This is a genomic window from Catonella massiliensis (genome assembly GCF_016651435.1).
In the GTDB taxonomy this organism is placed as follows: Bacteria; Bacillota; Clostridia; order Lachnospirales; family Lachnospiraceae; genus Catonella; species Catonella massiliensis.
On the sequence record NZ_JAEPRJ010000001.1, the window covers coordinates 460,081 to 479,122 of the forward strand.

Consider the following 19,042-nt stretch of genomic DNA (forward strand, 5'->3'; position numbering starts at 1 on the left):
AATTACTGGTATATTTACAAGGGCCACAAATAAATTTAGTTATGATAATTGATTATAATTCTCAATTTTACTTGACGAATTAATCCCCTTAGGTTACAATATACAACCGATAGTACAAATCATTATCATGTAACGGAAGGGGTTTTTATGAGCGGGAAAAACAAAATTTCCATGCTGTTGTCTGTAGTATTGCTTGCACTTAGCCTTGTGCTTGCATTTGGAGTGAAATATGTATTTCATTCCTGTCCGATAAGCACGGAAAAAGGAGCAATGATTATGCCTTGCCACTGGGCAGGAGAGGCAGTGTTTGCTACAGGAATTACGCTTGCAGTAATGTCACTGTTGTTATTCTTAGTTAAAAATGCAGGAGAAAGGGCAGCTGTATCCGCGGCTATGATACCTGTTACGGTTATGGCGATGCTTTTTCCTCAGGTCATAATAAGAATCTGCATTATGCCTAATATGATGTGTAGAACAACAATGCGTCCTGCAGTTATCGGAGTTTGCGTAGCTTTACTTGCAGTAGAGTTAGTAAACATATTGATTAGCAAAAAGGAAGCTAAGAGTGAAAAATAAGAGGTAAAAATGTCAGTGTTTAATAGTATTTCATATAAAAACATAGCAAGAAGACCGGGCAGGACGATTATATTAGTCTTGCTTTCTGCCTTGTTATGTTTTTCGGTTACAGGAGGTTCGCTTGCAATCACAGGACTTAAGGAAGGGCTTATGTCACTTAGGTCAAGGCTTGGAGCAGATGTTATGGTGGTTCCGTATGCAGCTACAACCAAGACAAACTTCTCCAATATGATACTACAGGGCAATCCCGGATATTTCTATATGGATAGAAGTATCCTAGATAAGATTAAGGATATGGATGGCATAAAGGAGATATCAGAGCAGTATTTCCTTGCGTCTGCGAAGGCCGGATGCTGCTCGGCAAAGCTTCAGATTATAGGATTTGATCCGGTGACTGACTTTACCATCAAGCCTTGGGTTAAAGAGTCTTATGACGGCAAGCTTGGTAAATTTGAAATGCTTGTAGGTAACGATCTCAACGCATTTGCAGGAGATACCCTTACCTTCTATGGAAAGGTTTGTACTGTAAAGGGCAAGCTTAAAAAAACAGGTACTTATCTTGATACCGCAGTATATCTTAGCATAGATTCAGTGAAGGCACTGCTTAAATCAGCAGAGGAAACCGGGATGGTTACCAATAATAACGGGGATCCTGACAAGCTTACCTCCTGCATCCTTATTAATGTAGCAGATGGCTATACTCCTCTTGATGTAATGAGTGAGATAAATATAAAGACCAGAGGTGTAGAGGCTATACAGACACAGGATATGATATCAGGGGTTGCAGGACAGCTTGAATCCGCTTCAAGGATAATAAGCGTTCTTATCATAGCAATCTGGCTCCTTGCTATACTTATTCTAATACTTGCCTTTACCATGATAGCGAATGAGAGAAAGAAGGAGTTTGCTATCCTTAGAGTCCTTGGTTCTTCAAGGAAAATGGTCGCAGGCATCATCCTTAAAGAAGCCCTTATGGTAAACTTCATTGGAAGTGTAGCAGGTGCGTTTGCTGCGATAGTGGCGGTTTTACTGGTAGGAGAGGTAAGCCTTACTACCTTTGACCTTCCGTTTTTACTTCCCGGGGCAGATAAGGTAGCACTGCTTGCTCTTATAACCGTAGCTGCTTCGGTGGCTGCAGGCTGCCTGGCATCATCCTTAAGTGCGCTTAAGACATCTAAAATAGACACAGCACTTATCCTAAGGGAGGGTAACTGATGAAGCTTACGGCAAATAAAATAAGTAAATGGTTTCTAAGAGAGAGGGGCGGCTCTAACAAGTTCTTTGCCTTAGGTGAAAATGACTTTAGTCTTAATGAAGGAGAACTCGTGGTACTCTACGGGCAGTCAGGAAGCGGCAAGAGTACACTCTTAAATATCCTTACAGGTCTTCTTACGCCAAGTACAGGAACGGTGGTGGTAGGAGATACTGACCTTCACAAGCTTGACGATGTAAGCCTGTCAAAGTTTAGGAATAAACACTTTGGGATAGTACTTCAGGGGCAGTCCGCCATCAATACACTTACAGTACTTGAAAATGTACTGCTTCCTTACAATCTGTATGGAAATGGCGCAAAAGATAAGGAAGAGCTAAGGAAGGCACAAGAAAGAGCAAAAGCACTGCTTAAAGAAACCGGGATAGAGGAACTTGCCTCAGTTATGCCTACTGAGCTTTCAGGAGGAGAACTAAGAAGGATGGCTATATCCAGGGCTCTTATCAATGAACCTGAATTCATCCTTGCTGATGAGCCTACATCCGACCTTGATGATGAAAACACTGAGACGGTGCTTAAGATATTTAAGAGGCTTGCAGAAAGTGGTAAATCAGTCCTGGTCATTACCCACGATAAGGATGTGTTTAAGTATGCTGATAAAATATTTGAAATGAAATTGGGAATCATACTTGACAAAGATAAAATTTTGGGATAAGTTATATGTGGTTAGTGAGACCTAATTGTTGTAAAGGTTGCGGTTAAGGGATGGTTAAGCACCTCTATGACAAAAGGGTCAAAAGAAAAGAAGGAAGGCGGAGCTAATGTATAACAGTAAGAGAAGAATGTTGCTTGCAAGAGTTTTCGTGGTCTTGTTTGTATTTTTAGCAGGCTTTGGTTTTACCTCCATAGCAAAGGCTGATGATGCATACTATGCTACCTGGAAAGAATATAAGGCAAGCGGTGCACCTTCAAACTCCTGGAATGATGTAGCAAATGCTATGGACAAGGTGTTTGAACATGCAAAAGAGGTTTATAAGTCAGGAGACTCTAAAGGAGCCTATGATACTATAAACCATGGCTACTATGGTTACTATGAGACAACAGGATTTGAGAGGCTTACCTTAGGTAAGATATCAGGTTCAAGAAAGTCTGAGATAGAGCTTCAGTTTGCAGCCTGCAAGGCTATGACTAAAAATGGCGGCTCCGTTGATGAATTCAACAAAGAAGTAGATAAGCTTCAGTCGATGATTCATAACGATGCAAACATTCTTGATGGCAAGCAGCCTGCTTCATCCGCAAAGGGAAACGCAAAAGCAGGAAGTGCCGATACAGCTACCATAAGACAGGTGGTTGAAGAAGTGCTTGCAGAGCAGTCAGGTGGCGGCAGAAGTGCTGCTACAGCTACATTTATAGCCTGCTTCTCTATTATCCTTAGAGAGGGATTTGAGGCAATACTTATAGTTGGTGCTATCATAGCCTACCTTGCCAAGTCTTCGGGTGGTGACGCAGAAAGAAGAAAGAAGCTTGTTAGGCCTGTGTATGTGGGTTCTTTAGTTGGTATAGGCGCAAGCTTTGTACTAGCCTGGCTCTTAGAGGCACTTACACTGGCAAACAGTGCTTCACAGGAAATCATCGAAGGCGTTACAGCCCTTACAGCGGTGGCAGTACTATACTATGTAAGTAACTGGATGCTATCTAAGTCAGAAAGCGATGCCTGGACAAACTACATAAAGAGCAAGACAGAGAGCAGTGCCAAGACCGGAAGCACAATGGCACTTGCCTTTACAGCCTTCCTCGCTGTATTTAGAGAAGGTGCTGAGGTTGTTCTTTTCTTCCAGCCTATGCTTAAGGATGAAAATATAGGCATGGTTTGGGCGGGACTTATAGTTGGCTTTATAGCCCTCATCTTTGTATACTACGCAATACACGCATTCAGTCTGAGAATACCTTTAAGGCCATTCTTTACTGCAACCAGTATACTGATGTTTATAATGTCAATATCCTTCCTTGGTGCAGGTATAAAAGAGCTCATCGAGGGTGATGTGATAGTAATGACTTCACCTGACTGGCTTGCAAGCATCATACCTTCAACCGAGATTTTAGATGTACTTGGCATATATCCTATCCTTGAGACACTGATTCCTCAGATTATTCTTCTTGTGATTACAATAATTGTATACCTCCACTGGAGAAAGAAAAATCTTGCAATCCGAAGAGAGGCTGACAAAAAGCGTGCTGAAGAGGCGGCTAAGAAGGAAGCCCTTGCTAAGGAAGAGGAAGAAAAGAAGCTTAGAGAAATCATCAAGAGCGTGGTTAAGGAAGTGTTACAGGAGAACGCTGCAAGTAAGGCATAAAAATTGCCTAAAAGATGGTATAAATGAGTACTATTGCTTGACTCTTACGTAGATAGCCACAACGTGAGAGGTAAACTAGTTGATAAATGAGGGCGTACGCTTTCGTTATCATATATATTAATTTTTCTTTATAGGAGGAGAACATGAAAAAGAAATTATTATCACTTGCTATTGCAGGTACATTTGTAGTAACAGCTATAACAGGCTGTGGTCAGAAGACTACAACAAGTTCTACAACAAGTAAGGCTACAAGCACAGCTAGCACAGCAAGTAAGACATCTAGCGCTGCTACAAGCACTACCAGTACAGCAAGCAAGACATCTAGTACAGCTTCAAGCAAGACATCAAGTGTTGTTGCAGATAAGGGTTCAGCAAGCACTACTGCACCTGGAGATGCAGCAGGATTTACTGAGATTCCTATCTTTGAAGATGAGAAGGTAGGCTTCCTCAACGTATCTGCAGTATATTTCCAGCCTGTTCCTATGGCTCCGGGTCAGGAGAAGATAGACAAGGAGAATGAGGTTCACCTTGAGGCAGATATCTCAGCTCTTGAGAATAAGCTTGGATTTGGTACAGGTGACTGGGTTCCATATCTTACTATTGATTATTTAATATCTGATAAGGACGGTAAAGAGGTAGCTAAGGGAACCTTCATGCCTATGAGTGCTTCTGATGGTCCTCACTACGGTGCTAATATTAAGATGGGTGAGTCAGGCTCCTACAAGCTTAAATTCACTATCCACAGCCCTGCTGAAAAAGGCTACTTAATCCATAGTGACGCTGAGACAGGCCCGGGAGCAGTTCTTGAAGACTACTTTAAGGATGGCAATCTTACAGTTGAGAAAGACTGGGATTACGTAAAGCAGAGCTGGTAATTAAAAACTAATATTATTAAGCTTACAATTTGCTGCATTGGGGGTAACAGCCCAGTGCAGCTGTTGTGATGTATAATACAAGTATCAAAAGCATAAAAATTCGATGTAAGCTTTTTACAAGAGAGTTTTTTTGTAGTAAATACTAACTTCACATATTCTACATCTGTATATAGGACAACACGAGAGTATTGTGTTTTGCTATATACAGATGGCGGATGAAGTTTGGATTATAGATAAGGAGAAAGAAGTGCTTAAATATTTTGTATTGTCTACTGAACAATTACTTCCAATGATGCTGCTTACCGGGCTGTTACTTGCAGGCGTTAAGTTTGTGGGCGGAGATATCTATAAGAGGTTTCAATGGGCAGCGGTTGTTATCGGTCTTATCAGTGCTGTAGTAATGACTGTATTTAAAACAACCACCAACAAAGTTGATACAGCTATGTGGAATGTGAGGATATATGCACTAAACTTGGCAGCCCTGATTCTTTTTGTGCTTATAAGTCTCATTATAAGGAAACAGACTAAGATAAGAGGCATACTTCAGTCAGTTATGCTCTCGCTTATGGCTGTAGCTATGCTTTTGTACTTCCTGCCGCCATTTTTAGAAAATCCACACACGATATTATTCGCTGAGCAGAGTGTGCTCTCGGCCACTTTCCTCTACAGCATAGTAGGGATGTGTTTCGGCCTTATCCTTAGCTTTGTTGCGGGACTTGCTGTATATAAGGGAAATGTAAGGCTTAGTCCAAAGCTTGGCTTTGCAGTTATGTTTATAGCCATACTTATCAATATGGCAAATGAGCTGGGCGATACCTTGGGTGTATTTCTGGCAAAGAGGGTAATAAAGACCAATCATACCATATTTACAATTGCAGTATTTACTTCAAACAATAAGATTATGTTCACATTTGCCATTGTTTTGGCTTGTTTAGCTGTTCCTGCGGTACTCTTTGTTAAGAGCCGCCACGTAAATGAGCCTTATGAGAACAATGCTGAGCATAGAAAAATCAAGGCAAAATGGAAAAATATCAAGCGTTGGAGCTTTACAGCAGTGGTGTGTGCAGTATTTTCATTTGTAACACTTACCGCGCTTAGGGTGTATGCAAATCAGGAAATAGAGATATCTCCTGTAGAAGATGCAAAGGTAACTAAAGACAGCGTTATAGTTACATTTGATCAGGTCTCAGACGGACATCTTCATAGATTTGGCTACACCACAGATAAAGGTAAGACAGTTAGATTCATAGTAATCAAAAAGCCTAACTCAAGTGCCTACGGTATTGGTCTTGATGCCTGTGATATCTGTGGTGAGACAGGATACTATGAGAGAGAAGGGCAGGTAGTCTGCAACCTCTGTAACGTAGTTATGAACATCAATACAATCGGCTTTAAGGGTGGATGTAACCCTATAGTTATAGATTATAAGATTCAGGACGGCAATATAATAGTGCCTATAGCTGAGCTTGTGAAACACGAGGATATTTTTAAGTAAGGGAGATAAATATGTTTTTTAGAATGGTAAAAGGGACTCTTATCCGCCAATGGAAAAAAATGATTCTTATTGCCTTTACTATAGGCCTTGGAGCGTCCCTTGCTACAGCCATGCTATGTGTGGTATTGGATGTAGGCGATAAGGTAAACAAAGAGCTTAAGACCTTCGGTGCCAACATTACAGTTATGCCTAAGAGGCAGAGCGTGGTAAGTGACCTTTATGACTTAAAAGGCGGTAAATCAGGCGGAGCTTACCTAAAAGAAGATGAATTAGGTAAGATTAAGACTATATTCTGGGCATTCAACATAGTTGACTACACTCCTTTTATAAATAGCAGTGCAAAGCTTCCTGATGGCTCTGATGTGCTAGTGGTGGGAAGCTGGTTTAACCACCATATGGAGTTACCTACAGGTGAGAAGCTTGATGCCGGTCTAGCCAGCCTTAGAAGCTGGTGGGAGATAAAAGACGGAAAATGGATAGATGAGCAGACCAATTCCGATGAAAATGCCTGCATGATAGGTGATAATCTGGCTGAGAAGCTTAAGCTAAGGTCAGGTGACAAGATAAAGGTAAAAGGAAGTAAGGAAGAGAGAGAGTTAGACATAGTAGGAGTATTTTCATCAGGAGGAGATGAAGATGACCGTATATTTACAGGACTTAAGGCAGCTCAGGCACTTGATGGGCTTGAAGGAAAGGTTGACACCATTGAAGTAAGTGCCCTTACTACTCCTGATAATGAGCTTGCAGTTAAGGCTGCCAAGGATCCTCAGTCTCTAACCGTAGCCCAATATGAAATCTGGTACTGTACAGCCTATGTAAGCTCTATCTGCTACCAGATACAGGAGGTTATCACAGACTCAGTAGCTACCCCTGTAAGACAGGTAGCTGACTCCGAGGGTGCCATCCTTGACAAGACTCAGCTTTTGATGCTCCTTATAACCATATTAAGCCTCATCGGCTCTGCCCTTGGTATATGTAACCTTGTTACCGCCTCAGTTATGGAAAGAAGCAGTGAGATAGGACTTATGAAGGCAATAGGCGCTCATAACTCTGCTATTACAGGGCTTGTATTAACAGAGATTATCATCACTGCCATTATAGGCGGAACTGTTGGCTTTGCCTGCGGTATAGGCTTTGCACAGATTATCGGTAAGACCGTATTTGGCTCACTTATCACACTAAGGCCTATGGTTATACCTATAGTTGGAGTGCTTGTGGTTATAGTAACTCTTATCGGAAGCATACCTGCCATAAGAATGCTTCTTAAACTTGAGCCTGAGGCAGTGTTACACGGGAGATAATGATGAAAAATAGAAAAATGTTTTTAAGAATGATTACAGCCTCACTTATGAGGCGTAAGTCCAGAATGATTATAGCGCTCTTAGCTATAGCCATAGGAGCAGCCATCCTATCGGGGCTTGTAACCATTTACTATGATGTACCCCGTCAGATGGGGGCAGAGTTTAGAAACTACGGTGCCAATATGGTACTTACACCTACGGACAGGAGATTTACACAGAGCGATTTAAAAAAGGCTACAGACGTTATAAAATCAAACGAACTTGTAGGTGCCACACCTTTCCGCTACGAGACGGTAAGAATGCACGAGCAGCCTATACTTGCTGCGGGAACCATAATGGATGACGTAAAGAAAACCAGTCCTTATTGGCTCGTAGATGGCAACTGGCCTAAGCAAAGTGGAGAACTCTTGCTTGGCAAGAATATATCAGACAGTCTTGAGCTAAAGGTAGGAGATAGCGTTACAGTCAGCTTCACTCCTGAAAATGTAGCCAAAGATCAACAGGACAATACCCTTGACTTCAAGGTAACAGGCATACTAAACACAGGTGGAAGAGAAGAGGACTATGTATATATGTCTATGGAGGACCTTGAGACCCTTGCAGGGGCAAAAGGCAACATTGATTTAGCTGAGGTAAGTATATCGACCTCAGGTGAAGGTCTTAACAAGTACGTTGCTGAGATAAACAAGAAGGTGGATACAGTGAGTGCAAGCCTGGTTAAGAGGGTTACAGCTTCTGAAACCACAGTACTCTCAAAGCTCCAGGCTCTTGTATTTCTTGTTACAGCTATAGTTCTTGCACTAACGATGATATGTGTTGCAACAACTATGACAGCTGTAGTTACTGAGAGAAGGAAAGAGATAGGACTTAGAAAGGCAATAGGTGCATCGGATTCAAGCATAATCAAAGAATTTATGGGAGAAGGCATACTGCTTGGAGGTCTTGGCGGAGTTGTAGGCTCAGTTATCGGTTTTGCCTTTGCACAGACCGTCAGTGTCAATGTATTTGGCAGTTCGATATCCTTTAGGCCATTGCTTGTGCCTATAACCATCATTGTATCTATAGCAGTTACAGGTATTGCCTGCCTCATACCTATAAGGACAACAACCAAGATAGATCCTGCTTTAGTGTTAAAAGGAGAATAAAAAATGAGCTTGTTAGAGTTGAAAGATGTATACAAAATATATGGTGACCTTCACGCCCTTGACAATGTTAACTTCAAGGTGGAAAAGGGCGAGTGGGTGTCTATAATGGGGCCTTCAGGCTCAGGTAAGAGTACTATGATGAATATAATAGGCTGTATGGATAAGCCTACCAAGGGTTCAGTCCTCTTAGACGGAGTAGATATAGCAAAGGAAAGTGCAAAGAACCTTACTAATATCCGTAGAGATAAGATAGGACTAATCTTCCAGCAGTTCCATCTTGTAAACTATCTTACAGCCCTTGAAAATGTTATGCTTGCACAGTATTATCACAGCATTACAGATGAAAAAGAGGCTATGGAAGCTCTTGACAGGGTGGGTCTTGCAGACAGGGCTAAGCACCTTCCAAGCCAGCTCTCAGGTGGAGAGCAGCAGAGAGTATGCGTAGCAAGAGCTCTTATCAACCAGCCGGAAATCATCCTTGCAGATGAGCCTACAGGTAACCTTGATGATGCCAACGAAGAGGTGGTAGTAGAACTCTTTAGGAAGCTCCACAGCGAAGGCACCACCCTCATTGTGGTTACTCACGACATTGAGGTAGCTGAGGTCGCTCAGAGGATGATAGTGCTTCGTAACGGCAAGATATCAAAGGAAAGTGTAAACAGTAACTTTACAGGACATATAAGGTTTCATGAGTAATTAAGCTTTTATGATACTAAATTTAGTTGGATAGCCTGAGCTGATAATGGCTAAGCAAGTCTGGACATTTATCAGCGAAGGCGTAACTTAGCGTGGAAATTATAAGGAGTAAAATGATGAAAAAGTATATGAGAATTGTGAGCTTTGCGTCTATAGTCGCTATGCTTACTGCCTGTGGCGGCAGTGTGAAGCTTGCTGATGGAAGCTACGAGGGAACCAGCTCAGTTTATACTAATCCTGATGGCTCAGATGCAGGAAATGGCTATGGCGTGGTTAAGATTACCGTAAAGGATAATGCAATTACCGAGTGCAGCTTTACGACCTACGAGCCTGACGGCACTGAGAAGGGTGCTGACTACGGTAAGAAGCAGGGAAGCGTAGCAAATAGAGATTTCTACAACAAGGCGCAGAAGGCTGTTAAGGCTTGCGATGAGTATGCAAAGCTCCTTGTTCAGAGCGGCAATCCTGATGATATTGATGCGATATCAGGTGCAACCATAAATCATGACCAGTTTGTTGAGGCAGCAAAGATAGCTCTTGACTCAGCAAAAGCAAAATAATGATGAGAATAATTAAAATATTAAAGCATCTTCTTATAGTGACAGGTGCGTTGTTTATATTGGTAGGAGTCCCTTTGATGATGACAGATTATTGGAGGGGGCTCCTATCTTCAGATGAGGCAGATGCGGTATCAAGCCCTTCGGTTGTCATAGATAAGCCCTCAGGCAACTACATAGTGCTAATAAACACCAGGCTTCATACGGATAAGGAGAAGTTAAACCAGTGGATAGATTTCTTTGATGGAAAAGAAACTGACATTATCTTTGAAGACATAGCCTGTACTGTGGCTGAGGGTGATACAATGGGGCTGGAAATGGCAGAGAGCTTCCGCTCAAAGCTTCCGGAAAATCAGATGAAGATAAAAAAAGAAGAAGCAGTTTTGGTTGTGTCAAGGGCAGAAGAAGGCAAATTTGACGTTCTACTGATGTCGAAAGAATTTGCAGACTCATATAAGCTCAAAGAAAAGAACAAGGCTTACATAGAGGATATAACTATAAGCGAGGAGAAGAAGTCCGGATGAGAAAGTGGAATACTATTATCAGCCTTATTTTAATAATACTGTTTTTGATTCATGCTGTGGCAGGCTCATTTCAGCTTATGAAGATAATACCCGGCGGTAATGTCTTGATGAAAACTCTCTCCTATATTTTAATGGCGTTTTTGATAGCCCATATAGTGATAGGAACCAAGCTTACCATAGATTCGCTCATTGCAGGTAAAAAGAGCGGAAAGTTTTACCTTAGGGAGAATGCGGTATTTTGGATAAGAAGGATAACAGGCTTTGCTATGATTCTCCTTATTGCCTGCCACATAATCCTATTCTCAAGTAAGAAAGATGTATTTAGGCTGAAAGAATTTAACGAAATTCAACTCATTTTTTCTATTCTTCTTGTTCTTACACTCGTGGTACATATACTATCCAATATAAGGCCTTTGCTCATTAGCTTCGGTATAGCGGGCTTTAGAGCCTATGTCAAAGACATACTGCTTGTGCTTGCGTTTATTCTTCTTATGTCAACAGTAGCTTTTGTGATTTATTTCCTTAGATGGAATGTAATGTGGAGGTACTAAAGTGGTAAATATAATAGGAGCCGGGCTTGCAGGGCTCTCTGCAGCAATTACCCTTGCTGAAAAAGGAATAAGCTGTAACCTCGTTTCTAACTATCCATCTGAGAGGGCTCAGTCGGTTATGGCAGAGGGTGGCATAAACGGAGCCTTAGATACTATGGGAGAGGGAGATAACGTAGAGAATCATTTTGCAGATACAATGAAGGCGGGAGGAGACATAGCTGATGAGGCCGCAGTTCGTGGACTAACGAATGCCGCTCCCGATATAATCAGGTATCTTGCAAGTCTAGGTGTGCCATTTAACCTAAAAGACAATCTTATACAGCTAAGAAACTTTGGAGGACAGAAGAAGAAAAGAACAGCCTATGCAAAAAGCAGTACAGGCAAGGTTCTTATGACTGCCCTGATAGATGAAGTAAGGAAGTATGAGGCCATAGGACTTATAAAAAGGTATAGCCATCACGAGTTCTTAGAGCTTAGGCTTGATAATGATGGAGGGGTCTGTAAGGGAGTAGAAATAAGGGATAATTACACTGGCAGGGTGTATTATCTAAGAGGAAGCGTAATCCTTGCAACTGGGGGGTTCGCAGGTATATTTAGGGGAGTTACCACAGGTACAACTGCCAACACTGGAGATGTGACTGCCAAGGTATTTTCCCAAGGGGTCAGGCTTAGCAATCTTGAGATGATACAGTATCATCCTACAACTATAGAAATAGCCGACAAGGTCTGTCTTGTGTCCGAGGCTGCGAGGGGAGAAGGCGGACGTCTTTTCGTTTATAAGGATAATGAAAAATACTACTTTATGGAGGAGAGGTATCCAGAGCTTAAGAACCTTATGCCAAGAGATGTGGTTTCAAGGGAAATGTATTTTGTAAGCAGGGAAAATAAAGGTGCTCAGGTCTATCTTGATATGACCGAACTTAAAGAGGAAGTCTGGGAGGAGAGACTGCCGGATCTAAGAGAAGAGATTATCCACTACCTAAGTATAGATCCTAAAAATGAGCCTATCCCTGTAAGGCCAGGCATCCACTACTTTATGGGTGGAATAGATGTAGACATAGACCACAAGACCAATATAGTAAACCTCTATGCGGCAGGAGAGGCCTGCTCGGCCTATCACGGGGCGAACAGACTTGGAGGCAATTCCCTTCTAGGTGCAATATACGGAGGAAGGAAGGCAGGTCAGAGTGTGATAAAAGACTCTAATTCTGCAGGTACAGTGGATGCAGACTATGACATTAAAGATATTACTACGGATGTAGAATATAAAGAGAGTGAATTTGAAAATGCAAGAGATAGCTTTATAATAGAGCTAAGAGATATTTTACTCTCTGCACTAGGGATAGTGAGAAATGAAGCACTGCTTAATGAGGGACTTACTGCAATCGCCAAGCTATCTAACAGGCAGTTAAATGAAAGGGAAAAAGACAGGCTTAGCCTTGCAAAGGCACTCATACTAAGTGCGCTGTACAGGAAAGAAAGCAGGGGAGCAAACTATAGGGAAGACTACCCCGATAGAAGTGATGAGTATAAGGGCTTAACTAAGGCTCATATAAGCGGGGAAAATATAAACATAGAATTATGGAGAACCAATGGAAGTAATAATTGAGATTAAAAGGCAGGAGGATGTAAAAAGCAGTGCCTATTTTCAAAGCATCAGGCTTACTCCTGAAAAAGAAAATCTGACGGTGGCAAGCCTGCTTCGTGAGATAAATGCTAATCCTGACATAAGAGATATAGAGGGAGAGCCCGTGCCCTACATAAGCTGGGAGTGCAGCTGTCTCCAGAAAAAATGCGGAGCCTGTGCTATTCTTGTAAATGGAAGGCCAAGGCTTGCCTGTGATACATTTATAAGGGATTATATGAAGAAGGACAGGCTTACACTTGCCCCACTTAGTAAGTTCCCTATTATAAAAGATTTGATTGTTGACAGAAGTATATTGTATAATAACCTGCGTGACATCAAGAACTATCTTGAAGAAGAAGTAAGGCTTACTGACAAGAACACGGATACAGCTTATGAGGCTTCAAGATGTCTGATGTGTGGCTGCTGCCTGGAAGTATGTCCGAATTTTTATGTAGGAGGAGACTTCTATGGCGCAGCGTCCTTTGTGCCAGCTACAAGGTTAATAACTGCCGCAGGTAGAGGTGGGACAGAGGAACTTAAGAGAGAGTATAGGGAACATATTTATAAGGGCTGTGGCAAGTCCCTTGCCTGTAAGGATATATGTCCTGCAGGGATAGATATGGATAAGATGCTAAGCAAGTCAAATGAAGTGGCAGTGTGGAAGAGTCTGTTCAAACGTTGATATGACTGTCAATAAAATTTTATGCAGTGTGTATACCAGATGCTGATTTAAAATGAAAAAAAGAGGTAGTGAACAAGTGTGAATTGTTTTGGGGGAGGCATTATGAATAGTATAGTCTGTTTAGATATGGAAGGGGTGTTGATTCCTGAGATATGGATAGAATTTGCTCATGAAACAGGGATAAAAGAGCTTAGGCTTACCACTAAGGATGAGCCTGATTATGATAAGCTTATGAAAATGCGTATCAGACTCTTAAAGGAGCATAACTACGGCATCAAAGCAATCCAAAAGGTGATAGATAAGGTCGAGCCCTACGAGGGAGCAAAGGAGTTCTTAGACGAGCTTAGAAGCTTCACACAGGTGATAATACTAAGTGACACCTATAGGGAGTTTGGACTTCCTGTGATGAAAAAGTTAGGTTATCCGACTCTTTTTTGCCATGAACTTGAGATAGCTGACAACGGTGAGATAACAGACTACAAGCTTAGAAAGAACGGAACTAAGCTTGAGACTGTAAGAGCCTTACAGAGTATAGGCTTTGATACTATAGCTGCAGGAGACAGCTACAACGACCTGGGTATGATAAGAGCGAGTAAAGCAGGGTTTTTATTTAGAAGCCCTGAGAAGATTAAGAATGAAAACAAGGACGTAAAGACCCTAGAGACCTATGAGGAATTACTTAACGAGATTAAGAATGCTATAAGTGAAGCAAAGTAACTTAAATATAGATAATAAATTAAACTAACTGGTTACATTTTGCAATAAAACCAACAAAATATAATTATGTTGAAATAAATCTTCGTTAACTACTTGACAAATCTAATTGTATGCAATATAATCATACGTAAATCAATAGCTTATGTTTACATTATTCAACTTCCTTAAAGAGAGGGCCGGAGGAATATTGGGTAACAATATCAAATGGAATTTTACAAAGTTTTTGATTGATAAAAACGGCAATGTAGTCAAGCGTTTTGCTCCAATAACCAAGCCTGAGTCAATTGAAGACTACATAACAAAACTTTTGTAGTTATTAGAAAAGAGGAATTATGAGCAGATATGACATTGCGATAATAGGAACGGGTCCCGGAGGACTTGAAGCCGCTATTACGGCAAAACTTAGGAATAAAGACATTATACTCTTTGGAACTAAAGAGCTAAGTCCCAAGATAACAAAGGCAGTCGAGATAAGAAATTACCTGGGCTTGCCAAGTATTTCAGGTGATGGGCTTGCCAAGGCATATACTGACCACCTAGAGGCTATGGACATAAAGATAAATGAAGCAAGAATTAGTGCAGTATATGCGATGGGAGATTATTTTGCTCTTCAGGCATCAGGAGAGATGTATGAAGCAAAGACAATTATTATCTCCACAGGAGTTGTAGCCGGTAGGCCTTTCCCCGGCGAGGATGAGAACCTTGGAAGTGGAGTAAGCTACTGTGCTACCTGCGATGCTGCTCTGTACAAGGGGAAAGAAGCAGTAGTCATAGGTTACTCTAAAAGTAAAGAGGAAGATGCACTTTTCCTAGCTGAAAATGCTGACAAGGTGACTTATGTAGCACTATACAAGGATGTTTCAGAGCTTGCGGATAATATAGAGGTTATTACGGGCAATGTTCCAAAAGAAATAATAAGAGAAGGCGACAAGATGACCCTTGTAACCAACAAGGATAGGTTTACCGCAGATGGAATATTCATATTAAGAGATGTTCTATCAGCAGAAAAGCTGGTTCCGGGACTCCTTATGGAGGATGGTCATATTGCAGTAGGAAGGGATATGAGTACCAACATTGAAGGGGTTTTTGCCTGTGGTGACGTGACAGGCAAGCCTTATCAGTATATAAAGGCTGCGGGTGAAGGAAATGTAGCTGCGTTGTCTGCGATTTCCTACCTGACGGTAAAGAGATAAATTATAGTTAGTAACTCTTGTAGTTATGATAAATTTGGTGTTATCACCGGGAAAGAGGATATTATGGTAAAGAAGATTAATGAAGCAGAATTTGCAGAGGTTAGTAAGAGTAAGTATGCAGTTGTAGATTTTAATGCTACCTGGTGTGGACCTTGCAAGATGTTAGGCCCTGTACTTGAAGAGGTATCAGAAGAACTCGCCGGTAAGGCTGATTTTTTCGCAGTTGACGTAGATGAAAACCAGAGGCTTGCAATCAAGAACAAGATTCAGAGTATACCTGCAATTGTAGTATTTAAGGATGGAGAGCCTGTTGACAGACAGATTGGTTTTGTACCAAAGCCACAGTTAGTTGAATTTATAAATAAAAACATAGGTTAATCATAAAGGGTGAAATGATGCAAAAAGAAGACAAGTATAAAATGTTGAGGCTTTCAAGCCAGCTTTGTTTCCCTCTTTATGCTTGCGCTAAGGAGATAGTTAAAAAATATAAGCCTTTTCTTGATGAACTAGACCTCACATACACACAGTATATCACTATGATGGTAATGTGGGAAAATGAGAAAGTAAATGTAAAAGAACTCGGGGAGATTCTATACTTAGATTCGGGAACTCTTACACCTGTTCTTAAGAAGCTTGAACAAAAGAAGTTTATTGACAGAAGCAGGGATAAGGATGATGAGAGAGTGCTTAATGTAACTCTTACAGACCTTGGAAGAGAGCTTAAAGACAAAGCTATTGACGTGCCAAAGAAGATGGGCGCCTGTCTTAGGCTTACGGATGAAGAGATGACAACTCTTCACGGGATGCTTGATAAGATGCTGAAAGAGTTTTAATTTTGCATTTAGCTGATACTTCTCTTTAATTAAATGATATGAGTGTCATTTAACTGGGGAGAAAGAACTTAGATAGATGGCTTCGCATAATAAGGGCTGAACAGCTTATGTGTTCAACCCTTTTTTGCGTTTAAAATATATGAGTAATCTTAGGTATATACACCTAGTCTTCTTTTTCGTTCAAAAACTTCTTAATTGCGGCAAAACTTTCTTTGCTTATAACATGCTCGATTCTACAGGCATCTTCCAGTGCTGTCTCTTTATCGACACCAAGGCTTGTAAGCCAGGAAGAAAAAAACTTATGCCTTTCATATATCATATCAGCTACCTCTTTTCCAAGCGGAGTAAGTTTGATGTAGCCATTTTCATCGACAGTTATATGCCCTGTGGTTCTCAGATTCTTCATCGCCACGCTTACACTTGATTTCTTAAAGCCCATTTCATTGGAAACATCTACAGAACGCACATTTCCAATTCTTTCGGTAAGCATAAGTATTGTCTCCAAATAATCCTCAGCAGATTCATGTATTTTCATTAACGCCACCTCCAAGCTTTATTTGTCTTCAGTATAGCAAAGATTGCAAGGGTACGCAAGGGTGAGTAAAATGAAAATAATAATAATTATCAAAATCTATTGACAAATCATTAAAAGTTTATTATCATCATATTAAGTTAGAACTAACTAACTTAATAAAATTCGGAGAGGCGATATGAGTTTTGATATTGTTGACATCATAAAGGAGATGGATGTGCATTCGATTCCGCTTCAGCTGGCACTTCAGTGTGCTCCTGTTATTTCAGGGATTAAAATATCCAATTTACTCACAATACCGGCGAAAAGCCTCAGGGAGTTGTCGGTGGTTCTAAAGAAAACCGAGCTCTCCTTTAGAATTTTATATCCCGGCAGGGAAAGGCTTGTAATACTTATTTTCAGAGAGGCAAAGCTTAGGGAGTATCTGGCAAGAGAAGAGGTTATGGCATTCATTTACAAGCGTGGCTATGAAACCTCCGACATAAGTAAAATCTTTCCCGTGTTTGTCAAACGCTATATGAGATATATGGAGCTAAAGCAGGATTTTCCGCACGAACTGGGACTCTTCCTTGGCTATCCTATCGAGGATGTGGAGGGCTTCATAAAAGAGAACGGTAAGAACTATCTCTACAGCGGATACTGGAAGGTATATAAGGATACAGAGCTTAAGATAAGGCTCTTTAAGGATTACGAGAGGGTTCAGACAGAGATAGTGAGACTGTTATATGAGGGACTTGATATAATGGACATTATCACAAATTACAGCAACATAGATCACAGTAAAGAAGAGTATTCTAAACGTGTGATTTGTGCATAGAAAACAGTGTATACACACAGAAAGAGGTCATTATTATGAGCAAGATTAGCGTAGTGTACTGGTCACAGACAGGAAATACCCAGACAATGGCAGAGGCTGTTGCAGAGGGCATCAAGGTAGCAGGAGCTGAGGCAGAGTTACTTGAGGTTGGAGCTGCTTCTGTAGACGCACTTAAGGGAGAAAAGGCATTTGCACTTGGATGTCCTGCAATGGGAGCTGAGGTACTTGAAGAGAGCGAGATGGAGCCTTTTGTAGCAGAGCTTGAGCCACACGTATCAGGCAAGGTTATTGCACTTTTTGGCTCTTATGACTGGGGCGATGGCGAATGGATGCGTGACTGGGTAGACAGGATGAAGGCAGCAGGTGCTACAGTTATTGGAGATGAAGGCGTTATCTGCAATCTTGAGCCTGACGCTGAAGGTCTTGAGAAATGCAAAGAGCTTGGAAAGAAGCTTGCACAGGCTTAAAACTGGATAATATAAGGGGTGCATTATGAGTGTGGTTATAGTCGGCGGTCACGACCGTATGGTTTGTATGTACAAGAAAATATGTAAGGAACATAAATGTAAAGCAAAAATATTTACACAGATGTCTGCTAACCTCAGTGGACAGATAGGTTCACCTGACTTGTTGATACTGTTTACAAACACTGTATCACACAAAATGGTGCGCACAGCCCTTGCCGAAGCTGAAAAATGCAAGGCCAATATTGTAAGAAGCCATACAAGCAGCAGCACTGCATTAAATGAGATTCTTGACAATATGATGCCTGCTATGGCATAACCTTGACGTGAAATTTATCTGTTTTAATGATAATGGAAGCTAATATCCTACAATAATGAAAGTCAGTCTTTATTAGAGCCATTTTATTGCAAAAATTTCTCAAAAACTGCAAAAAATAATTGAAATCGGTTTTGCCTATTGTTATAATCAGTACGTAATTGATGTGAAACAGGTATAACTCAAAGCCGATTGCTTATTATGAAGTTTAGAAGGCAGTTTGACATCTTAGAATATCTTATTATTTTATTAAAAGGAGGTCCTGAGATGTGGGATAAGATTAATTGGAAAAAAGTTGGAATATTTTTTGGAGGCTTTGCATTTGGAACAGTAGGCCTTAAGGCTCTGTTTAGCAAGGATGCTAAGAAATGCTACACACACGTAACTGCTGCGGCTCTTAGAGTTAAGGATTATACGCTTAAGCGTACCGAGACACTCAAAGAGAACTGCGAGGATATCTATGAGGATGCTAAGGATATTAACGAGGATAGAAAGGCAGCAGAAGAAGCTGTGTTTGAAGATACTTCCAAAAGTTACAAAGAAGTAGAAAGTACTGAAGAATAATATTCTTAGCCTG

23 protein-coding genes and 1 pseudogene are annotated in these 19,042 nt (G+C 41.0%); 23 read left to right on the forward strand and 1 reads right to left on the reverse strand.

All coding sequences use genetic code 11. The features are described from left to right. Positions 1 to 147 precede the first annotated feature (147 nt). The 19 genes and pseudogenes from JJN12_RS01950 to JJN12_RS02040 all read left to right on the forward strand — a co-directional run bounded on the left by JJN12_RS01950 (position 148) and on the right by JJN12_RS02040 (position 16,336). Complete coding sequence (locus tag JJN12_RS01950; RefSeq protein ID WP_208428114.1) at positions 148 to 576, forward strand: DUF4418 family protein; 429 nt, start codon at positions 148 to 150, stop codon at positions 574 to 576. A gap of 9 nt (positions 577 to 585) precedes the next feature. Next, positions 586 to 1,791, forward strand: a complete 1,206-nt coding sequence (locus JJN12_RS01955) for an ABC transporter permease (RefSeq protein WP_208428115.1) — start codon at positions 586 to 588, stop codon at positions 1,789 to 1,791. After that, positions 1,791 to 2,501, forward strand: coding sequence for an ABC transporter ATP-binding protein (locus JJN12_RS01960; RefSeq protein WP_208428116.1), 711 nt, complete (start codon positions 1,791 to 1,793; stop codon positions 2,499 to 2,501). The genes JJN12_RS01955 and JJN12_RS01960 overlap by 1 nt, the downstream gene beginning before the upstream one ends. A gap of 106 nt (positions 2,502 to 2,607) precedes the next feature. Continuing rightward, positions 2,608 to 4,140 (forward strand): FTR1 family iron permease, encoded by a 1,533-nt coding sequence (locus JJN12_RS01965; protein WP_208428117.1) that lies wholly within the window; start codon positions 2,608 to 2,610, stop codon positions 4,138 to 4,140. 143 nt (positions 4,141 to 4,283) lie between these two features. Then, the gene (locus JJN12_RS01970) at positions 4,284 to 5,015 is read left to right on the forward strand and encodes an iron transporter (RefSeq protein WP_208428118.1); all 732 of its coding nucleotides are present in this window, start codon (positions 4,284 to 4,286) and stop codon (positions 5,013 to 5,015) included. A gap of 190 nt (positions 5,016 to 5,205) precedes the next feature. Then, positions 5,206 to 6,510 carry a Fe-S-containing protein gene (locus JJN12_RS14440; protein ID WP_208428119.1) on the forward strand — a complete coding sequence of 435 codons (1,305 nt, stop codon included), beginning with the start codon at positions 5,206 to 5,208 and terminating at the stop codon, positions 6,508 to 6,510. Positions 6,511 to 6,521: 11 nt separating this feature from the next. Beyond that, on the forward strand, positions 6,522 to 7,811 hold the full coding sequence (locus JJN12_RS01980) for an ABC transporter permease (RefSeq protein ID WP_208428120.1): 1,290 nt from the start codon (positions 6,522 to 6,524) through the stop codon (positions 7,809 to 7,811). Between the two features lie 2 nt (positions 7,812 to 7,813). Further along, positions 7,814 to 8,956 carry an ABC transporter permease gene (locus JJN12_RS01985; RefSeq protein WP_208428121.1) on the forward strand — a complete coding sequence of 381 codons (1,143 nt, stop codon included), beginning with the start codon at positions 7,814 to 7,816 and terminating at the stop codon, positions 8,954 to 8,956. Positions 8,957 to 8,959: 3 nt separating this feature from the next. After that, positions 8,960 to 9,652 (forward strand): ABC transporter ATP-binding protein, encoded by a 693-nt coding sequence (locus JJN12_RS01990; RefSeq protein WP_208428122.1) that lies wholly within the window; start codon positions 8,960 to 8,962, stop codon positions 9,650 to 9,652. A 116-nt stretch (positions 9,653 to 9,768) separates the two neighbouring features. After that, positions 9,769 to 10,212, forward strand: coding sequence for an FMN-binding protein (locus JJN12_RS01995; RefSeq protein ID WP_208428123.1), 444 nt, complete (start codon positions 9,769 to 9,771; stop codon positions 10,210 to 10,212). Between the two features lie 77 nt (positions 10,213 to 10,289). Beyond that, positions 10,290 to 10,733: a hypothetical protein gene (locus JJN12_RS02000; RefSeq protein ID WP_208428124.1), complete on the forward strand. Its 444-nt coding sequence runs from the start codon at positions 10,290 to 10,292 to the stop codon at positions 10,731 to 10,733. Continuing rightward, complete coding sequence (locus tag JJN12_RS02005) at positions 10,730 to 11,284, forward strand: pilus assembly protein PilX (RefSeq protein WP_208428125.1); 555 nt, start codon at positions 10,730 to 10,732, stop codon at positions 11,282 to 11,284. The genes JJN12_RS02000 and JJN12_RS02005 overlap by 4 nt, the downstream gene beginning before the upstream one ends. A gap of 1 nt (position 11,285) precedes the next feature. Continuing rightward, on the forward strand, positions 11,286 to 12,893 hold the full coding sequence (locus JJN12_RS14075; RefSeq protein WP_208428126.1) for an FAD-binding protein: 1,608 nt from the start codon (positions 11,286 to 11,288) through the stop codon (positions 12,891 to 12,893). After that, positions 12,877 to 13,593, forward strand: coding sequence for a succinate dehydrogenase/fumarate reductase iron-sulfur subunit (locus tag JJN12_RS02015; RefSeq protein ID WP_208428127.1), 717 nt, complete (start codon positions 12,877 to 12,879; stop codon positions 13,591 to 13,593). The genes JJN12_RS14075 and JJN12_RS02015 overlap by 17 nt, the downstream gene beginning before the upstream one ends. A 102-nt stretch (positions 13,594 to 13,695) precedes the next feature. Continuing rightward, positions 13,696 to 14,310, forward strand: coding sequence for a bifunctional phosphoserine phosphatase/homoserine phosphotransferase ThrH (gene thrH / locus JJN12_RS02020; protein ID WP_208428128.1), 615 nt, complete (start codon positions 13,696 to 13,698; stop codon positions 14,308 to 14,310). Between the two features lie 196 nt (positions 14,311 to 14,506). Beyond that, positions 14,507 to 14,623: pseudogene (locus JJN12_RS02025) on the forward strand (glutathione peroxidase); the annotation flags it as partial. A 19-nt stretch (positions 14,624 to 14,642) separates the two neighbouring features. Then, the gene (locus JJN12_RS02030; protein WP_236013655.1) at positions 14,643 to 15,503 is read left to right on the forward strand and encodes an NAD(P)/FAD-dependent oxidoreductase; all 861 of its coding nucleotides are present in this window, start codon (positions 14,643 to 14,645) and stop codon (positions 15,501 to 15,503) included. Positions 15,504 to 15,566: 63 nt separating this feature from the next. Beyond that, positions 15,567 to 15,881: a thioredoxin gene (gene trxA / locus JJN12_RS02035; protein ID WP_208428130.1), complete on the forward strand. Its 315-nt coding sequence runs from the start codon at positions 15,567 to 15,569 to the stop codon at positions 15,879 to 15,881. Between the two features lie 14 nt (positions 15,882 to 15,895). Beyond that, positions 15,896 to 16,336: a MarR family winged helix-turn-helix transcriptional regulator gene (locus JJN12_RS02040; RefSeq protein ID WP_208428131.1), complete on the forward strand. Its 441-nt coding sequence runs from the start codon at positions 15,896 to 15,898 to the stop codon at positions 16,334 to 16,336. A 163-nt stretch (positions 16,337 to 16,499) separates the two neighbouring features. Here JJN12_RS02040 and JJN12_RS02045 read toward each other — a convergent pair whose 3' ends face one another. Next, a complete protein-coding gene (locus JJN12_RS02045) occupies positions 16,500 to 16,871 on the reverse strand; it encodes a metal-dependent transcriptional regulator (protein WP_208428132.1) in 372 nt (123 codons plus the stop codon). Between the two features lie 175 nt (positions 16,872 to 17,046). Between JJN12_RS02045 and JJN12_RS02050 the strand changes: the two genes are divergently transcribed. The 4 genes from JJN12_RS02050 (at position 17,047) to JJN12_RS02065 (ending at position 19,029) form a co-directional block, all read left to right on the forward strand. Further along, positions 17,047 to 17,685, forward strand: a complete 639-nt coding sequence (locus tag JJN12_RS02050) for a DUF3793 family protein (RefSeq protein ID WP_208428133.1) — start codon at positions 17,047 to 17,049, stop codon at positions 17,683 to 17,685. 35 nt (positions 17,686 to 17,720) lie between these two features. After that, positions 17,721 to 18,152, forward strand: a complete 432-nt coding sequence (locus JJN12_RS02055) for a flavodoxin (protein ID WP_208428134.1) — start codon at positions 17,721 to 17,723, stop codon at positions 18,150 to 18,152. 25 nt (positions 18,153 to 18,177) lie between these two features. Continuing rightward, entirely contained in the window at positions 18,178 to 18,468 is a 291-nt protein-coding gene (locus JJN12_RS02060) for a DUF2325 domain-containing protein (protein ID WP_208428135.1), read from the forward strand. 264 nt (positions 18,469 to 18,732) lie between these two features. Next, entirely contained in the window at positions 18,733 to 19,029 is a 297-nt protein-coding gene (locus JJN12_RS02065; RefSeq protein WP_208428136.1) for a DUF6110 family protein, read from the forward strand. Positions 19,030 to 19,042: the final 13 nt, after the last annotated feature.